The 19,218-nt window shown below is 72.9% G+C and carries 18 protein-coding genes; 7 read left to right on the top strand and 11 right to left on the bottom strand.

The annotated features are described in order from the left end of the window. Positions 1–8: 8 nt before the first annotated feature. Genes ABZX61_RS41585 through ABZX61_RS41630 form a run of 10 tightly spaced genes read right to left on the bottom strand, consistent with a single transcriptional unit; the run spans position 9 to position 10,255 of the window. Complete coding sequence (locus ABZX61_RS41585) at positions 9–956, bottom strand: hypothetical protein (RefSeq protein ID WP_355202378.1); 948 nt, start codon at positions 954–956, stop codon at positions 9–11. Next, positions 953–2,176: an FAD-dependent oxidoreductase gene (locus tag ABZX61_RS41590; RefSeq protein WP_350732222.1), complete on the bottom strand. Its 1,224-nt coding sequence runs from the start codon at positions 2,174–2,176 to the stop codon at positions 953–955. The genes ABZX61_RS41585 and ABZX61_RS41590 overlap by 4 nt, the downstream gene beginning before the upstream one ends. After that, entirely contained in the window at positions 2,173–2,865 is a 693-nt protein-coding gene (locus ABZX61_RS41595) for an SDR family oxidoreductase (RefSeq protein ID WP_355202381.1), read from the bottom strand. Before ABZX61_RS41595 ends, ABZX61_RS41590 begins: the two co-directional genes overlap by 4 nt. Then, entirely contained in the window at positions 2,862–3,626 is a 765-nt protein-coding gene (locus ABZX61_RS41600; RefSeq protein ID WP_355202383.1) for an SIS domain-containing protein, read from the bottom strand. Before ABZX61_RS41600 ends, ABZX61_RS41595 begins: the two co-directional genes overlap by 4 nt. Then, on the bottom strand, positions 3,623–4,486 hold the full coding sequence (locus ABZX61_RS41605; protein ID WP_355202385.1) for an ROK family protein: 864 nt from the start codon (positions 4,484–4,486) through the stop codon (positions 3,623–3,625). Before ABZX61_RS41605 ends, ABZX61_RS41600 begins: the two co-directional genes overlap by 4 nt. After that, positions 4,483–6,459, bottom strand: coding sequence for a hypothetical protein (locus ABZX61_RS41610; RefSeq protein ID WP_355202387.1), 1,977 nt, complete (start codon positions 6,457–6,459; stop codon positions 4,483–4,485). Before ABZX61_RS41610 ends, ABZX61_RS41605 begins: the two co-directional genes overlap by 4 nt. After that, positions 6,456–7,256, bottom strand: a complete 801-nt coding sequence (locus ABZX61_RS41615; protein ID WP_350732213.1) for a carbohydrate ABC transporter permease — start codon at positions 7,254–7,256, stop codon at positions 6,456–6,458. Before ABZX61_RS41615 ends, ABZX61_RS41610 begins: the two co-directional genes overlap by 4 nt. Beyond that, positions 7,253–8,170, bottom strand: coding sequence for a sugar ABC transporter permease (locus ABZX61_RS41620; RefSeq protein ID WP_355202390.1), 918 nt, complete (start codon positions 8,168–8,170; stop codon positions 7,253–7,255). Before ABZX61_RS41620 ends, ABZX61_RS41615 begins: the two co-directional genes overlap by 4 nt. Beyond that, positions 8,167–9,453 carry an ABC transporter substrate-binding protein gene (locus ABZX61_RS41625; protein WP_355202393.1) on the bottom strand — a complete coding sequence of 429 codons (1,287 nt, stop codon included), beginning with the start codon at positions 9,451–9,453 and terminating at the stop codon, positions 8,167–8,169. Before ABZX61_RS41625 ends, ABZX61_RS41620 begins: the two co-directional genes overlap by 4 nt. 34 nt (positions 9,454–9,487) lie before the next feature. After that, entirely contained in the window at positions 9,488–10,255 is a 768-nt protein-coding gene (locus tag ABZX61_RS41630) for a GntR family transcriptional regulator (protein WP_350732207.1), read from the bottom strand. Between the two features lie 195 nt (positions 10,256–10,450). Here ABZX61_RS41630 and ABZX61_RS41635 point away from each other — a divergent pair, with 195 nt between their 5' ends. The 5 genes from ABZX61_RS41635 to ABZX61_RS41655 all read left to right on the top strand — a co-directional run bounded on the left by ABZX61_RS41635 (position 10,451) and on the right by ABZX61_RS41655 (position 17,856). Next, complete coding sequence (locus ABZX61_RS41635) at positions 10,451–12,178, top strand: ATP-binding protein (RefSeq protein ID WP_355202397.1); 1,728 nt, start codon at positions 10,451–10,453, stop codon at positions 12,176–12,178. A gap of 14 nt (positions 12,179–12,192) precedes the next feature. Beyond that, complete coding sequence (locus tag ABZX61_RS41640) at positions 12,193–13,332, top strand: exonuclease SbcCD subunit D (RefSeq protein ID WP_350732204.1); 1,140 nt, start codon at positions 12,193–12,195, stop codon at positions 13,330–13,332. Further along, positions 13,332–15,758 (top strand): SMC family ATPase, encoded by a 2,427-nt coding sequence (locus ABZX61_RS41645; protein ID WP_355202400.1) that lies wholly within the window; start codon positions 13,332–13,334, stop codon positions 15,756–15,758. The genes ABZX61_RS41640 and ABZX61_RS41645 overlap by 1 nt, the downstream gene beginning before the upstream one ends. After that, positions 15,755–16,699 carry a hypothetical protein gene (locus ABZX61_RS41650; protein WP_350732201.1) on the top strand — a complete coding sequence of 315 codons (945 nt, stop codon included), beginning with the start codon at positions 15,755–15,757 and terminating at the stop codon, positions 16,697–16,699. The genes ABZX61_RS41645 and ABZX61_RS41650 overlap by 4 nt, the downstream gene beginning before the upstream one ends. Positions 16,700–16,851: 152 nt before the next feature. Continuing rightward, positions 16,852–17,856, top strand: coding sequence for an ABC transporter permease (locus tag ABZX61_RS41655; protein ID WP_355202404.1), 1,005 nt, complete (start codon positions 16,852–16,854; stop codon positions 17,854–17,856). A 5-nt stretch (positions 17,857–17,861) separates the two neighbouring features. On the opposite strand, the gene ABZX61_RS41660 is transcribed toward ABZX61_RS41655, so the two are convergent. Beyond that, positions 17,862–18,248 carry a cupin domain-containing protein gene (locus ABZX61_RS41660; RefSeq protein WP_355202407.1) on the bottom strand — a complete coding sequence of 129 codons (387 nt, stop codon included), beginning with the start codon at positions 18,246–18,248 and terminating at the stop codon, positions 17,862–17,864. A 166-nt stretch (positions 18,249–18,414) separates the two neighbouring features. Here ABZX61_RS41660 and ABZX61_RS41665 point away from each other — a divergent pair, with 166 nt between their 5' ends. Then, positions 18,415–18,828, top strand: coding sequence for a ribonuclease domain-containing protein (locus ABZX61_RS41665; protein ID WP_355202410.1), 414 nt, complete (start codon positions 18,415–18,417; stop codon positions 18,826–18,828). 12 nt (positions 18,829–18,840) lie between these two features. Next, positions 18,841–19,209, top strand: a complete 369-nt coding sequence (locus ABZX61_RS41670; RefSeq protein WP_355202413.1) for a barstar family protein — start codon at positions 18,841–18,843, stop codon at positions 19,207–19,209. Positions 19,210–19,218 lie beyond the last annotated feature (9 nt).

Raw genomic sequence — 19,218 nt, forward strand, 5'->3', positions numbered from 1 at the left:
GTTGGCGATCAGCGCGGCCGTAGCGCGAAGGCGGCGCGCGGGTTGGCGATCAGCGCGGCCTTGGCCGCCTCGCCGAGCCCTTCCGCCTCCAGCCGCGGCACGAACCGCTCCAGCAGGTACGTCAGCCCCGGCCCGCCGCCCAGCCCCGGCCAGTACGACCGCCGCGCCAGGTCCATCCCGAACAGCAGCCGATCCCCCAGCCCGCGCCCGGCCAGCTCGGCGACGAGCGCGACGACCTCGCTGTCGGGCCCGTACTTGATCCGCCCGGGGCGGTCGAAGGCCAGGTACGCCCCCCTCTCCGCCAATGACGTGAGATATCCGGCGTCGGGATTGTGGTCGATGTGCCCGAGCACCACCCGATCGGCCTCCACGCCATGCGAGGACAGCGCGTCCAGCAGCTCGTGCCCCATCGTGCCCTTGTCGCAGTGGCTGACGACCGGCACGCCGGTGCGCACGGCGGCCACGGCCACCGCGCCGATCAGCCGCTCCACCCCGCGCCCGAACGCGTGGTACGAGGTCGCGATCTTGATGGCCCCCGCCCGCGCCGGCGACCGCCGCACCAGCGGCCCGACCAGCCCGTACTCGTCCATGCCGAGCTCGATCTCGGCCACCAGCAGCTCGGCGATCTCGTCGGGCGAGTAGTGGTGCAGCCAGTGGGCGTCGCTGTAGTAGGTGCTCTTGTGGAAGCCGGTCACCGCGATCACGTGCAGCCCGGTCCGCTCGGCCAGCGCCTTCATCAGCGACGGGCTGCGGCCGAACCCGAGCGGCGTCATCTCGACCACCGCGGACAGCCCGAGCCGCCGGGCCGCCGTCACCTCGGCGACGGCCGCGTCCAGGGAGTCGAGCCGGTAGTCGGGCTCGTTGCGGACGGGCCAGTCACCGGTCATGAAAAAGTGCTCATGCGCATAGGTGAGGCCGATCTCCTCGACGTCCCCCAGCACCGTACGAACCGTCACAGGAGCGCTCCTTCCTCGCGAAGCCGGGCGCGCAGCAGGTCCACGTCCACCGCCGCGGGCTCCACCCCGGCCTGTACGGCCAGCGCCGCCGCCGTCCCGGCCGCCTGCCCCATCGCCATGCACTGCCCCATCGACCGGGCCGAGGCGTGCGCGTCGTGCGTGGCCGACAGGCACCGCCCCGCGACGATCAGCCCGTCGACCTCGACCGGGAGCAGGCACCGGTACGGGATCCCGTAGGTGCCGTAGTCGTGCACGTACTCCCACCGGGTGGCCGCCCCGGCGGCGTGGTCCTCGATGGGGGCGCCGCACCGGGCGATCGTGTCCGGAAAATCCCTCCCGGCCAACACATCATCAGATGTCAGGACATATCGTCCGACGAGGCGCCGCGACTCCCGCACCCCGATCCGCACGGACGTGCTCAGCAGCACCGCCGACTCGTACCCGGGCACCTTGGCCCGCAGGAAACGGACGTACTCCCGCACCTGCGCACGTCCCTCGCGTTCGGCACGCGACAGCTCGAACGGGTCGGTCGGGTCGAGCCCGATCACTCTGGTCAGGTTGGTGTGCACGATCCCGTCGTTGACGGTCCTGTGCACGGAGCCCTCGCGCCTGGGCAGGTCGGCGTCGGCCATCAGCGCGTGCAGCTCGGCCGTGCTGGTGGCCGACAGGTCCACCCCGCCCATCCGGAACGTGGCCGTCATCGGCTGCGAGCGCATGCTCGGCCGCTCCAGCGTGGCCCCGGCCCGCCAGGCCACCTCGCCGTCGCCCGTCGCGTCCACGACCACCCGGGCCTTGACCAGGAACCGGCCGGCCACGGTCTCCACCTCGACCCCGGTCCCCGGCACGTACGCGCACACCCGCGCGTGCAGCAGCACGCCCGCGCCGGAGGTGAGCTCGTCCCAGACGAGCTTGAGCTCCTCCGGCTCGTACGTGACGCCGGTGCCGGCCCCGTACGTGTTGGGCCGCTCGAAGGCGGCTCCGGCGGAGAAGAGCCGTTCGCACACCTCCCAGCCGATCCCGCCGACGACCCGCCGCGAGACCGGGCCGGGGGCGTAGAAGCCGTAGAACGTGTCGAGCACGGCGACGCCGGTGCCGCCGAGGAAGCCGGCCGGCTCCACCAGCAGGCACGACGCGCCGGCGCGGACCGCCGCCACGGCCGCCGCGCACCCGGCGCTGCCGCCGCCGGCGACGACCACGTCGCCTTCCCACAGGACGTTCACCGCAGATGCCACCCTCCGTCGACGGGAATGACCGCGCCCGTGGTCCGCCCCGACGAGGGCGAGAGCAGCCACAGCACGGCCTGCGCGACCTCCTCCGGCCCGCAGGGGCCCGCGCCGAGGGGCATCAGCGCGGGCATCCTGGCCTGGACGGCGGCGGACGTGCGGGCGCGGACGCTCATCGGCGTGGCCACCAGGCCGGCCGAGACCAGGTTGACCCGCACCCCGCGCGGCGCGGCCTCGCGGGCGGCGGTCCTGATCAGCGGGATCAGCGCGCCCTTGGCCGAGGCGTAGGCCACGGTGCGGAAGTCGTCGTCGATCGACGTGCCGAGCGCCGAGCCGATCACCACGATCGACCCGCCCTCGGGCAGCGCGGGGATCGCCGCGCGCAGCAGCCGGAACACCGACTCGTGGTTGACCCGGTGCACCTCGTGCCAGGCCTCGTCGGTGCACTCGGTCACGCCGCCGTCGCCGAGCCTGCGACCGGACATGCCGACCGCGTGCACGACTCCGGCCAGCCGCCCGTGCCGGGCCGTGGCCTGGGCCAGCGCCTTCTCGACCCCGCCTGGCTCGGTGATGTCGATGCCGCCGGCGAGGTCCACGCCGTACGCGCTCGTGCCGGACGCCTCGACCGCCTCCACGCAGGCGCGGCCGATGCCGCCGTCCGAGCCCGCCACCAGGACGGCGCTCATGGCTTCCTGAGCACGGCGGCGGCGCGGCGGGCGTGTTCGAGGTAGGCGGCCTCGAAGAGCTCCTCGGAGCGGGGTCCCCCGACGAGCTTGGCGCTGGAGATGACCGGCGGCGTCCAGCCGCCCGCGACCAGCAGCTCGGCCGTGCGCACCTTGATCTCGTTGACCACGGAGACGGCCGCCAGCGTGCTGCCGGGGCCGACCGGCTCGGCCAGCCCTTCGACGTGGCACAGCGCGTCGCCGACCGGGGTGCGCAGGTCGACCACCACGTCGGCGTGGTCGGCCAGCCGGGTGCCGCTGGGGTGTCCGGGCTCGACGGCCATGGTCTCGTTCATCGAGGTCACGGCCACGACGGACAGGCCCGCCTTGCGCAGGCCCATGGCCATCTCGATGGGCACGGCGTTCAGCCCGCTGACGCTGAAGACGATGGCCGCGTCGCTCGGCCGCAGCTCGAAGTTGCCCAGGATGGCCTCGGCCAGCCCTTCGACGCGTTCGATGAACATGGCCTGGCGCATCCCGTTCGAGCCGGCCACCTGGGTGTAGAAGGTCGTGGACAGGTCGACGATGGGGTGGAAGCCGGGGTAGGAGCCGTAGCGGGGGAACATCTCCTCCACACCCATCCGCGAATGTCCGGTTCCGAACGTGTGCACCACTCCTCCGCCGAGGATCGCCTCAGAGGCGATGCGAGCGGCTTCGGCGAGGGCGTCCTCCTGTGTCCGTTCGATCTCGCCGAGCAGCTCCATGGCGCGGCTTATCCACTTCATCCAGATCTCCTCCCATAGAGTGCGGCGCCGATGGCCCCCGCCATCGGGCCGAGTACGGCGGGCAGCACCGTGACGTCTCCGATCAGCGGTCGTCTGCGCGCGAGTTCGTTGTGCAGGGTGTCTCGCATGAGGTCGAGCGCGCCGGAGACGCCGCCGCCGACGACCACCGAGCCGACGCCGAAGAACGCGGCCGCGTCGCCCAGGGCCACGCCGAGCGCCCATCCGGCCTGCTCGAACACCTGGGCCGCGCGCTCGTCCCCGGCCCTGGCGGCCTCGGCCACCTCCGCCGCGGTGGCCTTCGCCGTCCCCGGGCGGAAGGCCCGCACGATGCCCGGCCCGCCGGCGAACGTCTCCACGCAGCCCCGGTTGCCGCAGCAGCAGACCGGCCCCCAAGGGGAGACGGTCAGATGGCCGATCTCGCCGAGGTTGTCGCGCGGCCCGACGAGGACGGTCCCGCGCAGCGCCACGGCCCCGCCCACGCCGGTGCCGAGCACGGCGAACAGCACGTCGGCCAGCCCGCGGGCGGCGCCCAGCGCCAGCTCGGCGCGGGCGAACGCGCGGGCGTCGTTGACGACGGAGACGGGGACCCCGGTCAGCTCGCGCAGCCGGGCCCCCACGGGGTAGCCGTCCCAGTCACCTGGCGGATTCGGGACGAACAGGGCGGTCCCGGTGTCGCGGTCCACGTGGCCGGGGAGCCCGATCCCGATGGACCCGGCGTGCGGGGCCAGCGAGGCCGCGAGCTTCACCGTCTCGTCGGGGCCGGGCGGCGTGGGGACGGTGCCCGAGCCGGAGACCGCGTCGCCTTCCAGCGTCACCCATTTGATGTACGTGCCGCCGACGTCGACCCCGAGCGCGGTCACGGCCCGACCTCCAGCGCCCGGGAGGCGAAGCGGGCCCCGCCGCGCGGCCGCCGGAAGGGTTCGACGCCGAGCAGCCGCAGGTAGGCCAGCAGCGGCTGGGAGTGGCTGTGCAGATTGGCGACCGGGTACGCCTGCATGGCGACGCCGACCTCGGCCAGGTCCCAGGTGCGCCCGGGGCGGCCGGTCTCGGGGGCCAGGTAGGCGTCGGGGCCCGACAGCGTGCCCTCCCAGACGTCCGGGTAGGCGGCCGTGTGCGTGGCCAGCGTCATCCGCCGCCACCAGTCCCAGGCCAGGTCGGGGAGGTGTTCGGCGGCGGCCCAGACGAGCGTCATGTTGATCGCGTACCAGATCGTGCCGACCCCGCCGGGGCCGTACGCGTCGGCGGCGGGCCAGCGCAGCCGGGCGCCCAAAGGGGAATCGGCGGCTGAAGTGCGCTCGATCGTGCGCAGCAGCTCCACGGCCCGCTCAGGTGGGGCGGCGCCGCACAAAATGGCCCAGGGCTGCACCTCCAGCCACAGATCGTCGTCGCCGACGACCGCTCCCGGGCCGTACGCGCGGCGGTACCAGCGCCCGTTCCACTCCCCCGCGACCAGGACGCGCAGCTCCTCGCCGAGCTTGCGGGCCTCGGCGGCGGTCGCGTGGTCGCCGAGCCGCTCGGCCAGCGTCGCGTAGCGCGGCAGGACCCAGCCGGCCATGGCGGAGTTGAGGACGGACTCGCCCCGGGCGATCATCACCTCGCGCGGCACGCCGCTCTCGGTGATGGCCATGTCGTTCCAGTCGGCGTTGAGGATGCGGACGTGCCCGTGCTCGCCCCGTCCGACCACCCCGGCGAAGAACCTGAACTGCCTGCGCAGGTTCTCCAGCAGCGGCACCCCGGGGGTCTCGTGGACCGGGTGGTACGGCACGTCCGCGCGGAAGGCGGCCTCGTCGCCCGTCGCGCTGAGGTACTCGGCGGCCAGCCACAGGGCCCACAGGTTCTGGTCCGACGGGCGGAACAGGTCGGTCCAGGGCCGCTTGTCCGGTCCGAGCGCATACGGCAGGTCGCCGTCGGGTCCGCCCCAGGCGCACGTGTTGCGCAGCACGGACAGCGCCAGGTCGGGCTCGATGTAGACGAGCGGGAGCGCGTGCTGGAGCGGGTCGCGGGCGGCGCCGTTGAAGCCGTGCCGGAAGGAGTAACAGGATCCCTGGTCGAGGGTGTGGCCGCCGAGCACGCCGTCGGCGCAGGCCGCGCCGGTGAGCAGGGCGGCGTGCCAGGGGATCTCGCGCTCGGCCTCGGGCGCCCGCGCGGCGGAGGCGCGCGGCAACCGGCCGCGCAGGGCCTCCAGGCTCTCCTCGAACGTCGCGGTCCCGGTCGAGGGGCCGAGCAGGCCGTAGCGGAGGTCCAGCACCCGCTCCTGGCCCGCCGCCAGCTCCAGCGGGAGCACGAGCCGCCCGGTCCGCGTCCTGGCGCCGCCGATCAGCTCCAGCTCGAGCCCAGGGTCGTCGGCGTCGGCGGCGCCGGTGATGAGCTCGACCCGGGCCGGCCTGGCCGCCCACTCCTCGGTCGCCTTCAGCCGTACCGGCGCGTCGAGCAGGTTGCGCACCCGCAGCCGGATCAGCACCCACGGCTGCTCGCCCTCCGGGCAGAGGACCGTGCGTTCCAGCGCCACCCGCTCGTCGGCCACCCGGACGACGGCGAAGCTCGGCCCGAAGATCCGCTCAGATCCTGAAATATCGGTGGAAAGCTCGCCGATGCGGGTCACGCCGGTCCCCCGGGTGAGCCACAGCAGGCCGGTGTGCTCGTCGAACAGGTCGCTCAGCCCGTAGTTGTCCGACACCAGCGTGATCCGCCGGTTGCCCACGTGCGCGAAGTGCCGCCGCGTGGGCGGGTCCAGCACGGGGTCCCACTCGGCGCGCGGGTCCCGCTCCTGGTCCAGCGTGTACGCGAACGCGGGCAGCCCGTACGCCGTCGTCCACTCCCCGTACGAGCTCATTTGCGCACCCCTCCCAGGGTCAGCCCGGCGACGTAGTAGCGCTGCAGCAGGAACATCAGCGCCAGCGGCGGCACCGCCGTGATCAGCGCGGCGGTGCTGACCAGGCCGATGCTGAAGTCGTACTCGGTCTGAAGCTGCGACAGCCCCACCGGCAGCGGCCACAGGCCCGGGTTGTTGGCCACGATGAGCGGCCAGAGCAGGTTGTCCCACTGCGCGAGGAACTGCAGCAGGAAGAGCGTCAGCAGCGCGGGCCGGAGCAGGGGAACGCCGATGCGGGCGAAGATGCGCAGCTCGCTCGCCCCGTCCACCCGCGCGGACAGCAGCAGCTCGCGCGGCAGCGCCAGGGCGAACTGGCGGACCAGGAACACCCCGAAGGCGCTCATCATGAACGGCACGATCATGCCCTGGAAGGTGTCGATCCAGCCCAGCGCCTTGACGATGAGGTACATCGGCACGAGCACCACGATCGGCGACAGCGACAGCGTCCCCACGATCACCGCGAACAGCGCGCGGCTGCCGGGGAAACGGAGCTGCGCGAGCGCGTACCCGGCGGCGGCGGACAGGATCACCTCGAGCACCGCGATGCCGAGCGAGAGGATCAGGCTGTTGCGCAGGTAGAGCGGGAAGCCGCCCTGGCCGAACAGCTGCGCCACGTGCGCGCCCAGCTGGGAGACGTCGAACGACAGCCCACCCAGGTCGCTCGCGTCCGAGGCCGAGGAGACCGCGAACATCGCGTACACCGGCAGCAGCATGACGGCCACGACCAGCGTCAAGACGGTCCCGCGTAAGACCTTCACCCGTCATCGCCTCCCCGCAGCACGCGGAACTGCGCGATCGACAGCGCCAGCATGGCCGCGAGCAGCACCATCGCGATGGCTGACGCGTAGCCCATGCGCTCGAACGTGAAGCCGGTCGCCCACATGTAGAGCGGCAGCACCTCGGTCGCCCCCGCCGGGCCGCCCTTGGTCAGCAGGAAGGCCGGCACGAACGACTGCATCGCCCCGACCACCGCGATGACCAGCACGAACAGCAGCGTGCGGCGCAGCAGCGGCAGCGTGATGCGGAAGAAGATCCGCACCGGCCCCGCCCCGTCGAGCCCGGCGGCCTCGAAGACGCTCAGCGGCAGCCCCTGGAGGCCCGCCGTCAGGATGATCACGAACAGGCCGAGGTGCTTCCACGTCGTCATGATCACCAGGGCCCAGAGCGCCAGGCCCTCGTCGGTCAGCCACGGCTTCGGCTCCGCGCCGGCCAGCCCGATCAGCGCGTTGGCCAGGCCGTCCTCGGCGAAGATCACCGACCAGGTCAGCGAGGTGGCCACCAGCGGCATCGCGGCCGGGATCATGATCAGCCCGCGCAGGAAGGCGTTGTAGCGGCCCGGCTTGCTCAGCGGCACGGCGATCGCCAGGGCGAGCACGATCGACGGAACCACGGAGCCGGCGGTGTAGACGGCGGTGACCCTGGCCGAGTTCCAGAAGCCGGGGTCCTCCAGCATCCTGCGGTAGTTGTCCAGGCCCGTCCACTCGGGGGCGCCGGCGAGGTCGTAGCTGGTGAAACTGAGGTAGACCGCCGACACGAACGGCACGACCCAGAAGACCAGGAAGTACAGGGCGGCGGGGAGGGAGAGCAGGGCGCCGGTGCGCGCCTCCGCCCAGCGCTGCCCCTGGCCCGAGACCCGCGCGACGCGAGGTGCGAGCCCCAGAGACAGCGTCATAGGGCGATCCGCATCGCCTGGTCGAAGTCGGCCGCGGCCTGCTCGGGCGTCTTCTTGCCGAACGCCACCGCGTCGCCGGCGTCGGTGAGCGCCTTGGCCATCTCGTTCCAGACGGGCGTCTGCGGGCCGAAGTCGGCGTGCGGGGCGGAGGCGGCCATGATGTCGATGGCCTTCTGGTCGGCCCCGGGCAGCTTCTCCCAGCCCTTGACCGGGGTGAGCAGGCTGGCGTCCTTGAGCTGCTTGGCGGCGACGTCCTCGCGCTGGAGGTAGTCGATGAAGTGCCAGGCGGTGTACTGGAGCTTGGACTTCTGGGCGACCGCCCAGCCCCAGGTGTAGGCGGGGGCGACCGGCCGGCCCGACTCCCAGCGCGGCATCGGCGCGATGTCGAAGCCCTTGCCGAAGGTCAGCTTGGGGTTCAGCGTCGGGAACAGGTCCATCGCGAACAGCCCGGACACCAGCATGGCCGCCTCACCGGTGGCGAACAGCCCGAAGCCGGACAGCGGATTCGACAGCTTGGGGTTGCCCAGACCGCCGTAGTAGCGCAGGGCCTCGACCCCGGCGTCCGAGGCGAGCGTGGCCTTGGTGGCGTCGGGGCTGAGTATCGTGCCGCCCTTGCCCTTGACCAGGGCGAGCAGCTGCATCAGCGTCCACTGCGGGCTGCCCAGGATCCACTGCAGGCCCACCTTCTTACCGTCGGCCGAGGTCAGCCGCTTGCTGTACTCGGCGACCTCCTCCCAGGTGGTGGGCGGCTTGTCCGGGTCGAGCCCGGCTTCGGCGAACCTGTCCTTGCGGTAGTAGAGGTAGCAGATCGTGTAGTCGATGGGGACGCCGTACAGCTTGCCCTCGTACGACAGCGAGCCGATCGCGTGCTCGTCGTACGCCTGGACCAGCGCCTTCTCGTCGGCCACGCCCATGGCCTTGGGGATGATCGGGGCGAGGCGGCCCTTGCGGGCGTGGCCTGGGATCGTCCAGCCGCCGATCTTGACCAGGTCGGGCGGGACGTCGCCGGCGAACGCGGTCAGCAGCTTGGCGTCGAGCTTGTCGACCGGCACGTACAAGGGAGTGATGTCGACGCCGCCGAACTCCTGCATGTAGCTGCGCAGCAGCGGGTTGAAGACCTTGTCGTACGCCTTGGTCTGGTGCAGCCAGACGGAGAGTTTTCCGCGCGGCACCCCGTCGGCGGGGACCGTGGCGGCCGGTTCCGAGCCGCAGGCGGCGAGCAGGCCGGACGCCGTCGCGAGAGTGGCGGTTCTGAGCAGGGCACGGCGGGTCAACCTGGTCATGCTCGACCTCCCGGTATGGGGCCGGTATGGGGGTTTACTGGCCCATGAGAGCGTTGTTGGGGTCGTTGAGCTCCACGGAGAACACGGTGAGATCGCCGCGGGCGTGGCGGATGGTGTATTCGAGGGCGATCCCGCTCTCGGTGCACGTGCTGCGGGCGGTGGCCAGCAGGGCCGCGGCCATGGGCACGCGCAGCAGCTCGGCGAGCCGGTAGTCGGCGTTGACCGCGCCGATCGTCTCCCGGCCGCTCGCGGGGGTGAGGCCGTACTTGGTGCGCAGCAGGTCGTAGAGGGAGCCGGTGAGGTCCTCGTCGAGGATGCCGGGGACCAGCTCGACGGGCAGGTGGGCGCTCTCCAGCATGCAGGGCACGCCGTCGAGCAGGCGCAGCCGCTCGACGAAGACGATCTCCTGGTCCTCCCGTACGCCGAGCGCGGCGGCGGCGTCGGATCCGGCCTGCTGGAGGTGGGCCTTGAGCAGCCGCGTCGCGGGCTTGCGGCCCAGCCGCGCCATCGTCTCGGTGAACCCGACCGGCCGCGAGCCCAGCTCGGGGGCCACGGCCTGCGGGGCGGTGTAGGTGCCACTCCCCTGCCTGGCCACCAGCAGCCCTTCCTGGACCAGGTCGCCGATCGCCCGCCGGGCCGTCGCCCTGCTCACGCCCGCGTAGACCATCAGGTCCTTCTCCGCGGGGATCATCGTGTCGGGCTCGCAGTCGCGGATCACCGCCCGCAGGCGCTCGCGCAGCTGGTAGTAGAGCGGCACCGCGGCTGACGGGTCGAGCGCCAGCCTGCGTTCCCAGTCGGTCATGACGTCTCCGCCTCAGTTGTACGGACGACCGTATCTTTTCTGCTCACCGGGCAAGTGTCAACCATGTGATCCCGCAGGGCGCGAGCGCACGTGAAATGCGCCGGACGCACACCTCGGGGCCACTACGCTCCTTTAGAAGGGCGTTTCGTGGGGGCGGAGGGATGAGTGACGGTCAACGGGGCGGTAAACCATCAGGTGAGCACAGCGGCGGCCACAGCGGGTGAGGCCGTCGGGCGGGTGCTCGGCACCCAGGCGGCCTCGCCGCTGTCGTTCTGGGTCGGCCTGGAGCCGGGCAAGGTCGTCCAGCTCGACGACGTGGTGGTGACCAGGCGCGAGGTGCCCGGCCACGGTACCGTGCTCGTGGCCGGCGTGGTGACGACCGTGGAGGCCAGGCACGAGGGCGCCGCGTACGACTCCGACGTCTTCCTGATCGCCGAGGGCGCGCTGCCGGCCGCCGTGGTCGAGGTGGCGGAGGTGCGGGTGACGCGGGTCGAGCCGGAGGTGTTCGTGCCGCCGCTGCCCGGCTCCAAGGTCTTCCTGGCCGGCTCGGGTGACCGCGACCAGGCCCTCTACTTCGACGTGATGGACCGCCGGATCCCCCTGGGCATGGGCCGCGACGGCCAGCCGCTGTACGTCAACTTCGACTTCCTCGACGGCACCCGCGGCGCCCACGTGTCGATCTCCGGCGTCTCCGGCGTGGCCACCAAGACCTCCTTCGCGACCTTCCTGCTCTACTCGATCTTCAATTCGGGCGTGCTGGAGGGAGAGGCCGCCAACACCAAGGCGCTGATCTTCTCCGTCAAGGGCGAGGACCTGCTCTTCCTCGACCACGACAACGTGCGGCTCGACGAGCGCGCCAGAGGCGTCTACGCCCGGCTGGGGCTGCCCGCCAGGGCGTTCGGCAGCGTCCACGTCTTCGCCCCGCCCCGGCCGAACGACCCCAACGGCGTGCCGCACGTCTCGGCGCGCACGCAGGGGGTGAGCTCCTTCTACTGGACGCTGGTCGAGTTCTGCCAGGAGGAGCTGCTGCGCTTCGTGTTCGCCGACTCCGACGACGAGCGGGCCGGCTACTCCCTGCTGGTCGGCCAGGTCGCCGCCCGGCTGAAGGCGTGGGCCGAACCGGTCGGCGACGGCGGCGCGATCATGGTGCGGGGCACGTCCTGCCGTACGTTCACCGACCTCGTCGAACTGCTGTCCGACGAGCTCCAGGACGAGGGCACGCGCGGCGAGTGGACCGGCGCGCAAACGCCGCTCGGCACCGTCAACGCGTTCCTGCGCAGGCTCCGCAGCGCCGTGCGGCCGCTGTCCCCGATCGTCCGGGGCGACCTGCCGTTCTACCGCAACCACTCGGTCCGCACCTCCGACGCGCAGGTGTCGATCGTGGACCTGCACAACCTGCCGGAGCGGGCGCAGCGGTTCGTGGTGGGCGTGGTGCTGCGCGGCGAGTTCCACCGCAAGGAGTCCTCGGGCACGGCCCGGCCGCTGCTGTTCGTGGTGCTCGACGAGCTCAACAAGTACGCCCCGCGCGAGGGCGACTCCCCGATCAAGGAGATCCTCCTGGACGTGGCCGAGCGGGGCCGCTCGCTGGGCGTCATCCTCATCGGCGCCCAGCAGACCGCCTCGGAGGTGGAGCGGCGCATCGTCTCCAACAGCGCCGTACGCGTCGCCGGCCGCCTCGACCCGGCCGAGGCCGCCCGGTCCGAGTACGGCTGGCTGCCCCCGGCCGTCAGGGAGCGCGCCACGATCGCCAAGCCCGGCACCATGTTCGTCGCCCAGCCGGAGATCCCGGTCCCGCTGGCCGTCGCCTTCCCCTTCCCGGCCTGGGCGACCCGGCCGGCCGAGGCCGCGACCGAGCCGGCGAAGGTCTCGGCCGATCCGTTCCAGGGCCTGCCCGGCGTCGAAGACGACATCCCGCCCTTCTGACCACAGGTGGTTTCGTGAAGATCCTGCACACCGCGGACTGGCACGTGGGCAAGGTGCTCAAGGGCCGCCCCCGCTTCGACGAGCACCGGGAGGTGCTGCGCGAGCTGGTCGCCGCCGCCCGCACCCACGACGTCGACGCCGTCATCGTGGCCGGCGACCTGTTCGACACCTCGGCGCCCACGCCCGAGGCCCAGTCGCTGGTGCTCAACGCGCTCATGGCGCTGCGCGGCGACGGCAGGGACGTGGTCGTGCTGGCCGGCAACCACGACAACCCGCAGCTGCTGGAGGTCTACCGGCCGGTGCTCGGCAAGCTGGGCCTGCACGTGATCGGCTCGTTCCGGCGCCCGGACGCGGGCGGCACGCTGGCCTTCACGGCGCGCTCGGGCGAGCCGGTGCGGCTGGCGGTGCTGCCGTTCCTGTCGCACCGCTATGTCGTACGCGCCGCCGAGGTCCTCACCGGCACCGCCGCCGACCACAACCGCGACTACGCCGCCCGCATCGGCGAGCTGATCGGCGCGCTCACCGCCGGCTTCCACGCCGACACCGTCAACCTGGTCACCACCCACGGCACCCTGCCCGGCGGGGCGTTCGGCGGCGGCGAGCGGGAGGCGCAGTCGATCTTCTCCTACTACTTCGAGCCGACCGCGTTCCCGACCGCCACCCAGTACGCCGCCCTCGGCCACCTGCACCGCCGCCAGCAGATCCCCGGCCCGTGCCCGATCTGGTACAGCGGCTCGCCGCTGGCGGTCGACTTCGGCGAGGAGGGCAACACCCCGGGCGCGCTGCTGGTCGAGGTCACCCCGGGCAAGCCCGCCGTGGTGCGGGAGCTGGCCTTCACCTCGGCGCGGCGGCTGCGCACCGTGCGCGGCACGCTGGAGCAGCTGGAGGCCATCGAGCCGGGCGACGACTGGCTCAAGGTGATCGTGGAGGAGAAACCCCGGGTGGGTCTCGCCGACGACGTGCGCGGCCTGCTGAACGGCGCCGTGGACGTGGTCCTGGACGAGCGGTTCCGGCCGGTGCCCGCCACGCGCAGGACCGGCTCGGCCGAGCGCAGCCCGCGCGAGCTGTTCCGCGAATACCTGACCGCCACCGGCCGCCACGACGAGCAGGTGGCCACGCTGTTCGACCGGCTCTACGACGAGGTGACCGGCTGATGCGACCCCTCCTGCTGCACCTGGACCACTTCGGCAGCTTCCGCGAGCCGGTGACCGTCGACTTCTCCGACACCGAATACTTCGCGCTCGTGGGGCCGACCGGCGCCGGCAAGAGCACGATCATCGACGCGATCTGCTTCGCCCTGTACGGCACGGTGCCGCGCTGGGGCAGGGAGAACTCCATCGCCCACGCCCTGGCCCCGTCCGTCGCGGCCGGCAAGGTGGCGATGGTGTTCGACAGCAACGGGCGGCGCTTCGGCGTGGCCCGGTCGATGGTGCGCGACGCCAAGGGCGCGGTGCGCACCAAGGAGGCCAGGCTCGACGAGCTCGACCCGGCCTCGCCGCTCGAGCAGGCGTTCGACGCGGTGGTCAAGCCGCTCGCCGAGGGCGAGAACGTCACCCCGGAGGCACAGCGGGTGACCGGGCTGGAATACCGGTTCTTCACCCAGTGCGTGGTGCTGCCGCAGGGGCGCTTCGCGGAGTTCCTGCACGCGGCGCCGCGCGAGCGGCAGGACCTGCTGGTGCAGCTGCTCGACGCCGACGTCTACGAGCGGATCAGGCAGAGCGCCGCCCGCGAGGAGGAGGCCGCCAAGCAGGCCGCCTCCTTCGCCCGCGACCAGCTCACCAAGCTGTCCGGCGCGACCGCGGAGGCCGAGCGGGAGCTGGCGGAGCGGCTGGAGGCGCTGCGGCGGCTGGCCGAGACCATCGGCGCCGACCTTGACCTGCTGCGGGCCCGCGAGGGCGACATCCGCCGGGCCGAGCAGGAGCTGGCCGCCATGGCCGAGCGCCGGTCGATGCTGTCGGCGCTGCGCATGCCCGCCGCCGTGCCCACGCTGGCTTCCGCCCGCCGCGCCGCCGCCGAGGCGGTCGAGGCGCTGACCGGCGAGGTGGCCACGCTGGAGGCCGACGACCACGAGGCGTACGAGGCGCTGGCAGCGCTGGGCGACCGGGGCGCGCCTCGGTCGGCGCTGACCGCGCTGGACGCCCGCGAGCGCCTGGCCGCCGACGCCGCCCGCGCCCGCGCCGAGGCCGCGACGGCCGCCGCGTCGCTGCGGGACCTGGCCGGCGCGCGGGAAGCCGCCGAAGAGGCGCTGACCGCCGCCGAGACCCAGCGGGAACGGCTGCGCGACGCCCACGCGGCCGCCCACCTGGTCCCGCGGCTGGCCGTGGGCGAGCCGTGCCCGGTCTGCCGGCACCCCGTCTCCGAGCTGCCCCGGCACGAGCCGCCCGCCGACATCCGCGCCGCCGACCGCGTCCTCGCGGGCACGCGCGAACGCGCCGAGCGCGCCAGGGCCGCCCACGCGCGGGCCGAGACCTCGGCGTCGATGCTCACCGCGCAGGCCGAGCGGGCGGAGTCCGAGCTGGCCGCGCTGCCCGCCCCCGGGGACCGGGCCGAGCTCGAAGGCCGGCTGGCCGCGATCGCCAAGGCCGACGAGCTGGCCACCCAGGCACGCGGGGCGCTGCGCGCCGCCCGCGGGAAGCTGGACGAGGCGCGGGCCGGCGCCGAGCGCACCGAGCGGCAGGCCGAGAGCGCCTGGCGGGAGCTGGAGGCGGCCCGCGACCGGCTGCTCGTCTCCGGCCGGCAGGAGGACCCGCCGCCGCTCCTCGACCGGCGCGACCTGCACCAGGCGTGGACCGAGCTGCTCGGCTGGCGGGACCGGGCCGCGCAGGCCGCCCGCGCCGAGCTGGCCGAGCGCGAGGAGCAACTCGCGCAGGCCCGCGCCCGGCTCACGGCCGACCGCCGCCGGCTGACCGAGCGGCTGGCCCAGCACGGCGTGGTCACCCCGCGCGACGCCTCGCCCGACCAGCTCGGCGCCGCCGTCGCCGGGACCGTCGCCCGCGCCGACAGCGCCCTCGAACGCCTCAAGGAGGAGCGCAAGCGCGCCGCCGACCTCGAGCTCCAGGTCTCCGGGAAGGAGCACGAGGCCAAGGTCGCCCACGAGCTCGCCCTGCGCCTGCGGGCCAACGCCTTCGAGCGCTGGCTGTGCGCCGAGGCCCTGGCCGTGCTGGTCGCCTCGGCCTCCGACACGCTGCGCGAGCTGTCCGACGGCCAGTACGAGCTGGCCCTCGGCGACAAGACCGGCGACATCGAGGTCATCGACTACGGCGAGGCCGGATTGCGGCGCAGCGCCCGCACCCTGTCCGGCGGCGAGACCTTCCAGGCCGCCCTCGCGCTGGCCCTGGCGCTGTCCGGCGCCGTCGCCCGGGGCCTGGACTCGATCTTCCTGGACGAGGGGTTCGGCACGCTCGACCCGGCCACGCTCGACACCGTCGCCGGCACCCTCGAACGCCTGGCCGCCGGCCAGGACCGCCTCATCGGCGTCGTCACGCACGTGCCCGCGCTGGCCGATCGCGTGCCGGTGCGCTTCGAGGTCAGGCGCGACGGCAAGGGCTCCCACGTGCGGAAGGCGGCCATCGCTCCATGACGGGATTCACCGTCGACCCGTGGGACCCCGGCTACGCCGCCGCCCTCGCCGTCGAGAACCTCTCCGAGATGGGCGCCACCAGCGCCGAGCTGGTCATCGACATCGAGCGGCCGGCCGCCGACTGGAAACCCGTCACGCCCGGGCCCGACGCCTCCCCTCCCGAAACGCTGCTGGTGGCCGACGGGGTCCGCAGGATCGACGCCCGCGTGTGGGTCGACGATCCCGACGCGCCCATGCCCGTCCCGGGGATCGCGGCGTCGTACGCGGCCGGCATCGTCCGCTGCGGCCCGGACGGCGCCGACCTCGCGGCCATCCAGGTCAACCGGTCGCTGATCTCCGCCTCGCCGCACACGCCCGAGGTCAAGACCACGCACGCCACGTACGAGCCCAGCAAGGCCGCCGACGCGAGCTTCGAGGAGCTGTCCCTGGCGTTGCAGCGGCTGGTCACCCAGCTGGAGGTGGACCTGGCGGTGCGGCACCGCGACCGCGGCGACGACCTGCTGCTGGTGGACGGGCCGCTGCGGGGGCGTACGCACCTGCCGCGCACGATCGGCTACATCAAGACCCACCACACCGCCTACCTGCCGCCGCCGCAGTCCGCAGTGGTCGCCGCGCTCGCGCCGGGCCAGCGCACGCCCGTGTTCCTGATGGGCACGAGCTGGCGGCGGCACGCCTGGTACCTGCGGCTTCCCGTCCAGTCGTCGGCGCCGTGGGCGGGCGTGGCGCGCTGCGAGGCCAGCGCCGAGCTGGACCCGGCCCAGGTCGTACGGCTGGCCGACGCGGTCACCCTCGCCCTGCCGCCGCTGGCCGGCGTGGACTACAAGGATCCGCGCGCGCCGCAGAACCTGGTCCCGATCGGCGGCCTGGAGAAGCTCCTGCGCCACCACCTGGGCGACAGCCGCCTGCTCTACCGCGCGCTGCGCACGGCGGCGGCCGGATAACCGCCCGCTCCGCACGGCGACGGCCGGTCGGCCACGTGCTCCACCGCGGGCCGGCGCGTTCTGGGAACGGGCCCGTCACGAAAGGCTTCGCTAGCCGTCAGGGAGGGAATGTCAGCGGCCCTGACCGGCGGGCGCCTGCCTAGCGTGGGCGCATGGGTGACTGGTGGGCGGCCTTCAAGCGATCGCCGTACTTTCCCGCGTCCGTCCTGACGCTGATCCTGTCGGCGGGGGCGGGGCTGTTCGCCGGGTCGTACACGTACGCCATGGCCTCCCCGACGCCGCACCACATGCCCGTGGCGGTCGTCGGCGTCAGCGCCCAGACCGTACGCGGGAAGGCCTTCGTCGCCGGTCTGGAGCAGTCTTTGGAGTCCTCACTCGTCCTGCGCTTCCAGCGGACGTACGCCGACGCCGTAAGAGCCATCGAGGAGCAGCGGGCCTTCGCCATATTCGCGGTGCGCGGGAACGACGTCGAGATGGACGTCTCGAGCGCCTCGGGCGCGTCGGTGGCGCTGCTGCTCGTCGAGCAGGCTCCACGCGTCGCCGCCCGGGTGGGGGTGCGGCTCACGATGAGGGACATCAAGCCGCTCCAGCGAGCCGACCCGCGCGGCCTGGCGATCTTCTACATCACGCTCGCCGCCGTGATCATCGGCTTCACCGGGGCGGCCCAGCTCAGCGCCAACGCCGCCCAGCTCAATCCCGGCGAGCGGATCGCCTTCACCGCCGCCTACGCCGGGCTCGGGGCGTTCGCCATCGTGGCGGTCGTGGACTGGCTGCTGGGCGCGTTGAAGCTGCCGGTCCTGGAGTCGTGGTTGATCCTGGCGCTGACCATGTTCGCGACGGGGATGGTGTTCACCATGTTCCACGCCTTCCTCGGACGCTGGGCGATGCTTCCCACCTGGGGGCTGATGGTACTGCTGGGCAACCCCTCCTCCGGCGGGGCGGTGTCGTGGCCGCTGCTGCCGTCACCGCTCGGCGTCATCGGCCGCTGGCTGCCGCCGGGGGCGTCGGTCAACGCCCAGCACACCGCCGTCTACTTCCGCGCCCACCAGAGCCTGATGCCGTTCCTGGTGCTGGGGGCGTGGTCGCTGGTGTCCTGCGTCGTCTTCCTGATCTGGCGCAAACGCCATCCCGGGGGCCACACCGACGCCCCCTCATGAGCCGGTCAGCCGCGTGGGGCGCGGCGGTCGCGGCGGCGGTCGAGCTCTTCCTCGCCGACCAGGGTGAGCATCGGCTCGCCCGGGGCGCACAGCATCACGACGACGAAACGGCTCCACGCGTCGGGGAGGTTGTTGGCCGCCTGGTAGTGGATGACGTCACCGCCCGGCTCCCAGAAGGCCTCGCCGGCGCGGATGACCCGCTCGGGCTCGCCCTCCAGCTCGAAGATCATTTCTCCTTCGAGCATGTAGCCGAAGACCGGGCCGGCGTGGCGGTGCGGCGGGGTGCCCGAGTCCCCCGGCGGCAGCTCGATCAGGGCGGTCATCGAGCAGGCCCCTTCGGGGACCGTGGGGTGCTGCTCCTGAAGGAGGGTCAGGACGGTGTTGGATTGCATGTCCAGGAGGCTATGGACCATTCGGCCCTATGAGATGGGCCATTTGCGGTCCGACCGATTGGACCAATTCCGAGTGTTCATCTTTCCTTTAGTGATCTTTGTCGTTATTTGCCCAATTCTGCGGGGATCATTGCGGTGTCCGTCGCACCCCCCACGAGGAGGCTTCGTGCACACCCCGCAACGCTCCGGACGTTCCTGGCCGGTGAGGCTCACCGTCGTCCTCACCGCCTTCGTGTCCCTCATCGGCCTGGTCGGCATCACCCCCGCCAACGCCTCGGTCTACAACTCCTGCACCATCTCGCGGTGCTCCGACGCGCGCTCGGCCAGCTCGACCTGGGCCTCCAAGGGCTACCCCACCTCCAGCGGCTGGTACTCCTGGCCGGACGGCCGCTACAACTACACCGGCGGCCGCTTCTACAACCGCGAGGGCCAGCTGCCCAGCGGCGCCACCTACTATGAGTACGACGTGTACTCCCGGGCGCGCGGGGCCGCGCGTGACGCGTACCGGATCGTCGTGAACCGCAGCACCGGCGTGGTGTGGTTCTCGCCCAACCACTACACCGACTTCTACCGCCTGTAGGGACGCACGCCCATGACCTCCGCCGAACGTCCGCTGCCGTCCTGGCTCACGGTGTCCACCGGCCCGGCGCCGACGGTGGTCGACGGGCGGGCCTGCCGGACCCGCGCCACCTTCTTCGAGGAGGTGGCGCGGGTGTTGCGCCTGCCCGCCTACTTCGGCCGCAACTGGGACGCGCTCACCGACTCGCTGCGCGACACCGGCGCCGTCGCCCTGTTCGTGGCGCACGCCGAGGAACTGCTCGGCGACGAGCCTCCCGAGCAGTTCGCCACGCTGCTGGCGGTCCTCTCCGACGCCGCCGAAGCCGGGCTGACCGTCACCCTGAACACCGAGCCCGCCCATGAAGCCCTGCTCCGGGAGCGGACCGCCGCCGCACTGAGCTGAACCAGGGCG

The organism is Nonomuraea sp. NPDC003709 (assembly GCF_040610775.1).
GTDB classification, from domain to species: Bacteria; Actinomycetota; Actinomycetes; order Streptosporangiales; family Streptosporangiaceae; genus Nonomuraea; species Nonomuraea angiospora_A.

What these genes read in the sequence shown, in the direction of transcription:
- ABZX61_RS41595 (WP_355202381.1), bottom strand. Translation starts at nt 2,865, where the DNA reads ATGAGCGCCGTCCTGGTGGCGGGCTCGGACGGCGGCATCGGCCGCGCC.
- ABZX61_RS41600 (WP_355202383.1), bottom strand. Translation starts at nt 3,626, where the DNA reads ATGAAGTGGATAAGCCGCGCCATGGAGCTGCTCGGCGAGATCGAACGG.
- ABZX61_RS41610 (WP_355202387.1), bottom strand. Translation starts at nt 6,459, where the DNA reads ATGAGCTCGTACGGGGAGTGGACGACGGCGTACGGGCTGCCCGCGTTC.
- ABZX61_RS41620 (WP_355202390.1), bottom strand. Translation starts at nt 8,170, where the DNA reads ATGACGCTGTCTCTGGGGCTCGCACCTCGCGTCGCGCGGGTCTCGGGC.
- ABZX61_RS41625 (WP_355202393.1), bottom strand. Translation starts at nt 9,453, where the DNA reads ATGACCAGGTTGACCCGCCGTGCCCTGCTCAGAACCGCCACTCTCGCG.
- ABZX61_RS41630 (WP_350732207.1), bottom strand. Translation starts at nt 10,255, where the DNA reads ATGACCGACTGGGAACGCAGGCTGGCGCTCGACCCGTCAGCCGCGGTG.
- ABZX61_RS41645 (WP_355202400.1), top strand. Translation starts at nt 13,332, where the DNA reads ATGCGACCCCTCCTGCTGCACCTGGACCACTTCGGCAGCTTCCGCGAG.
- ABZX61_RS41650 (WP_350732201.1), top strand. Translation starts at nt 15,755, where the DNA reads ATGACGGGATTCACCGTCGACCCGTGGGACCCCGGCTACGCCGCCGCC.
- ABZX61_RS41655 (WP_355202404.1), top strand. Translation starts at nt 16,852, where the DNA reads ATGGGTGACTGGTGGGCGGCCTTCAAGCGATCGCCGTACTTTCCCGCG.
- ABZX61_RS41660 (WP_355202407.1), bottom strand. Translation starts at nt 18,248, where the DNA reads ATGCAATCCAACACCGTCCTGACCCTCCTTCAGGAGCAGCACCCCACG.
- ABZX61_RS41670 (WP_355202413.1), top strand. Translation starts at nt 18,841, where the DNA reads ATGACCTCCGCCGAACGTCCGCTGCCGTCCTGGCTCACGGTGTCCACC.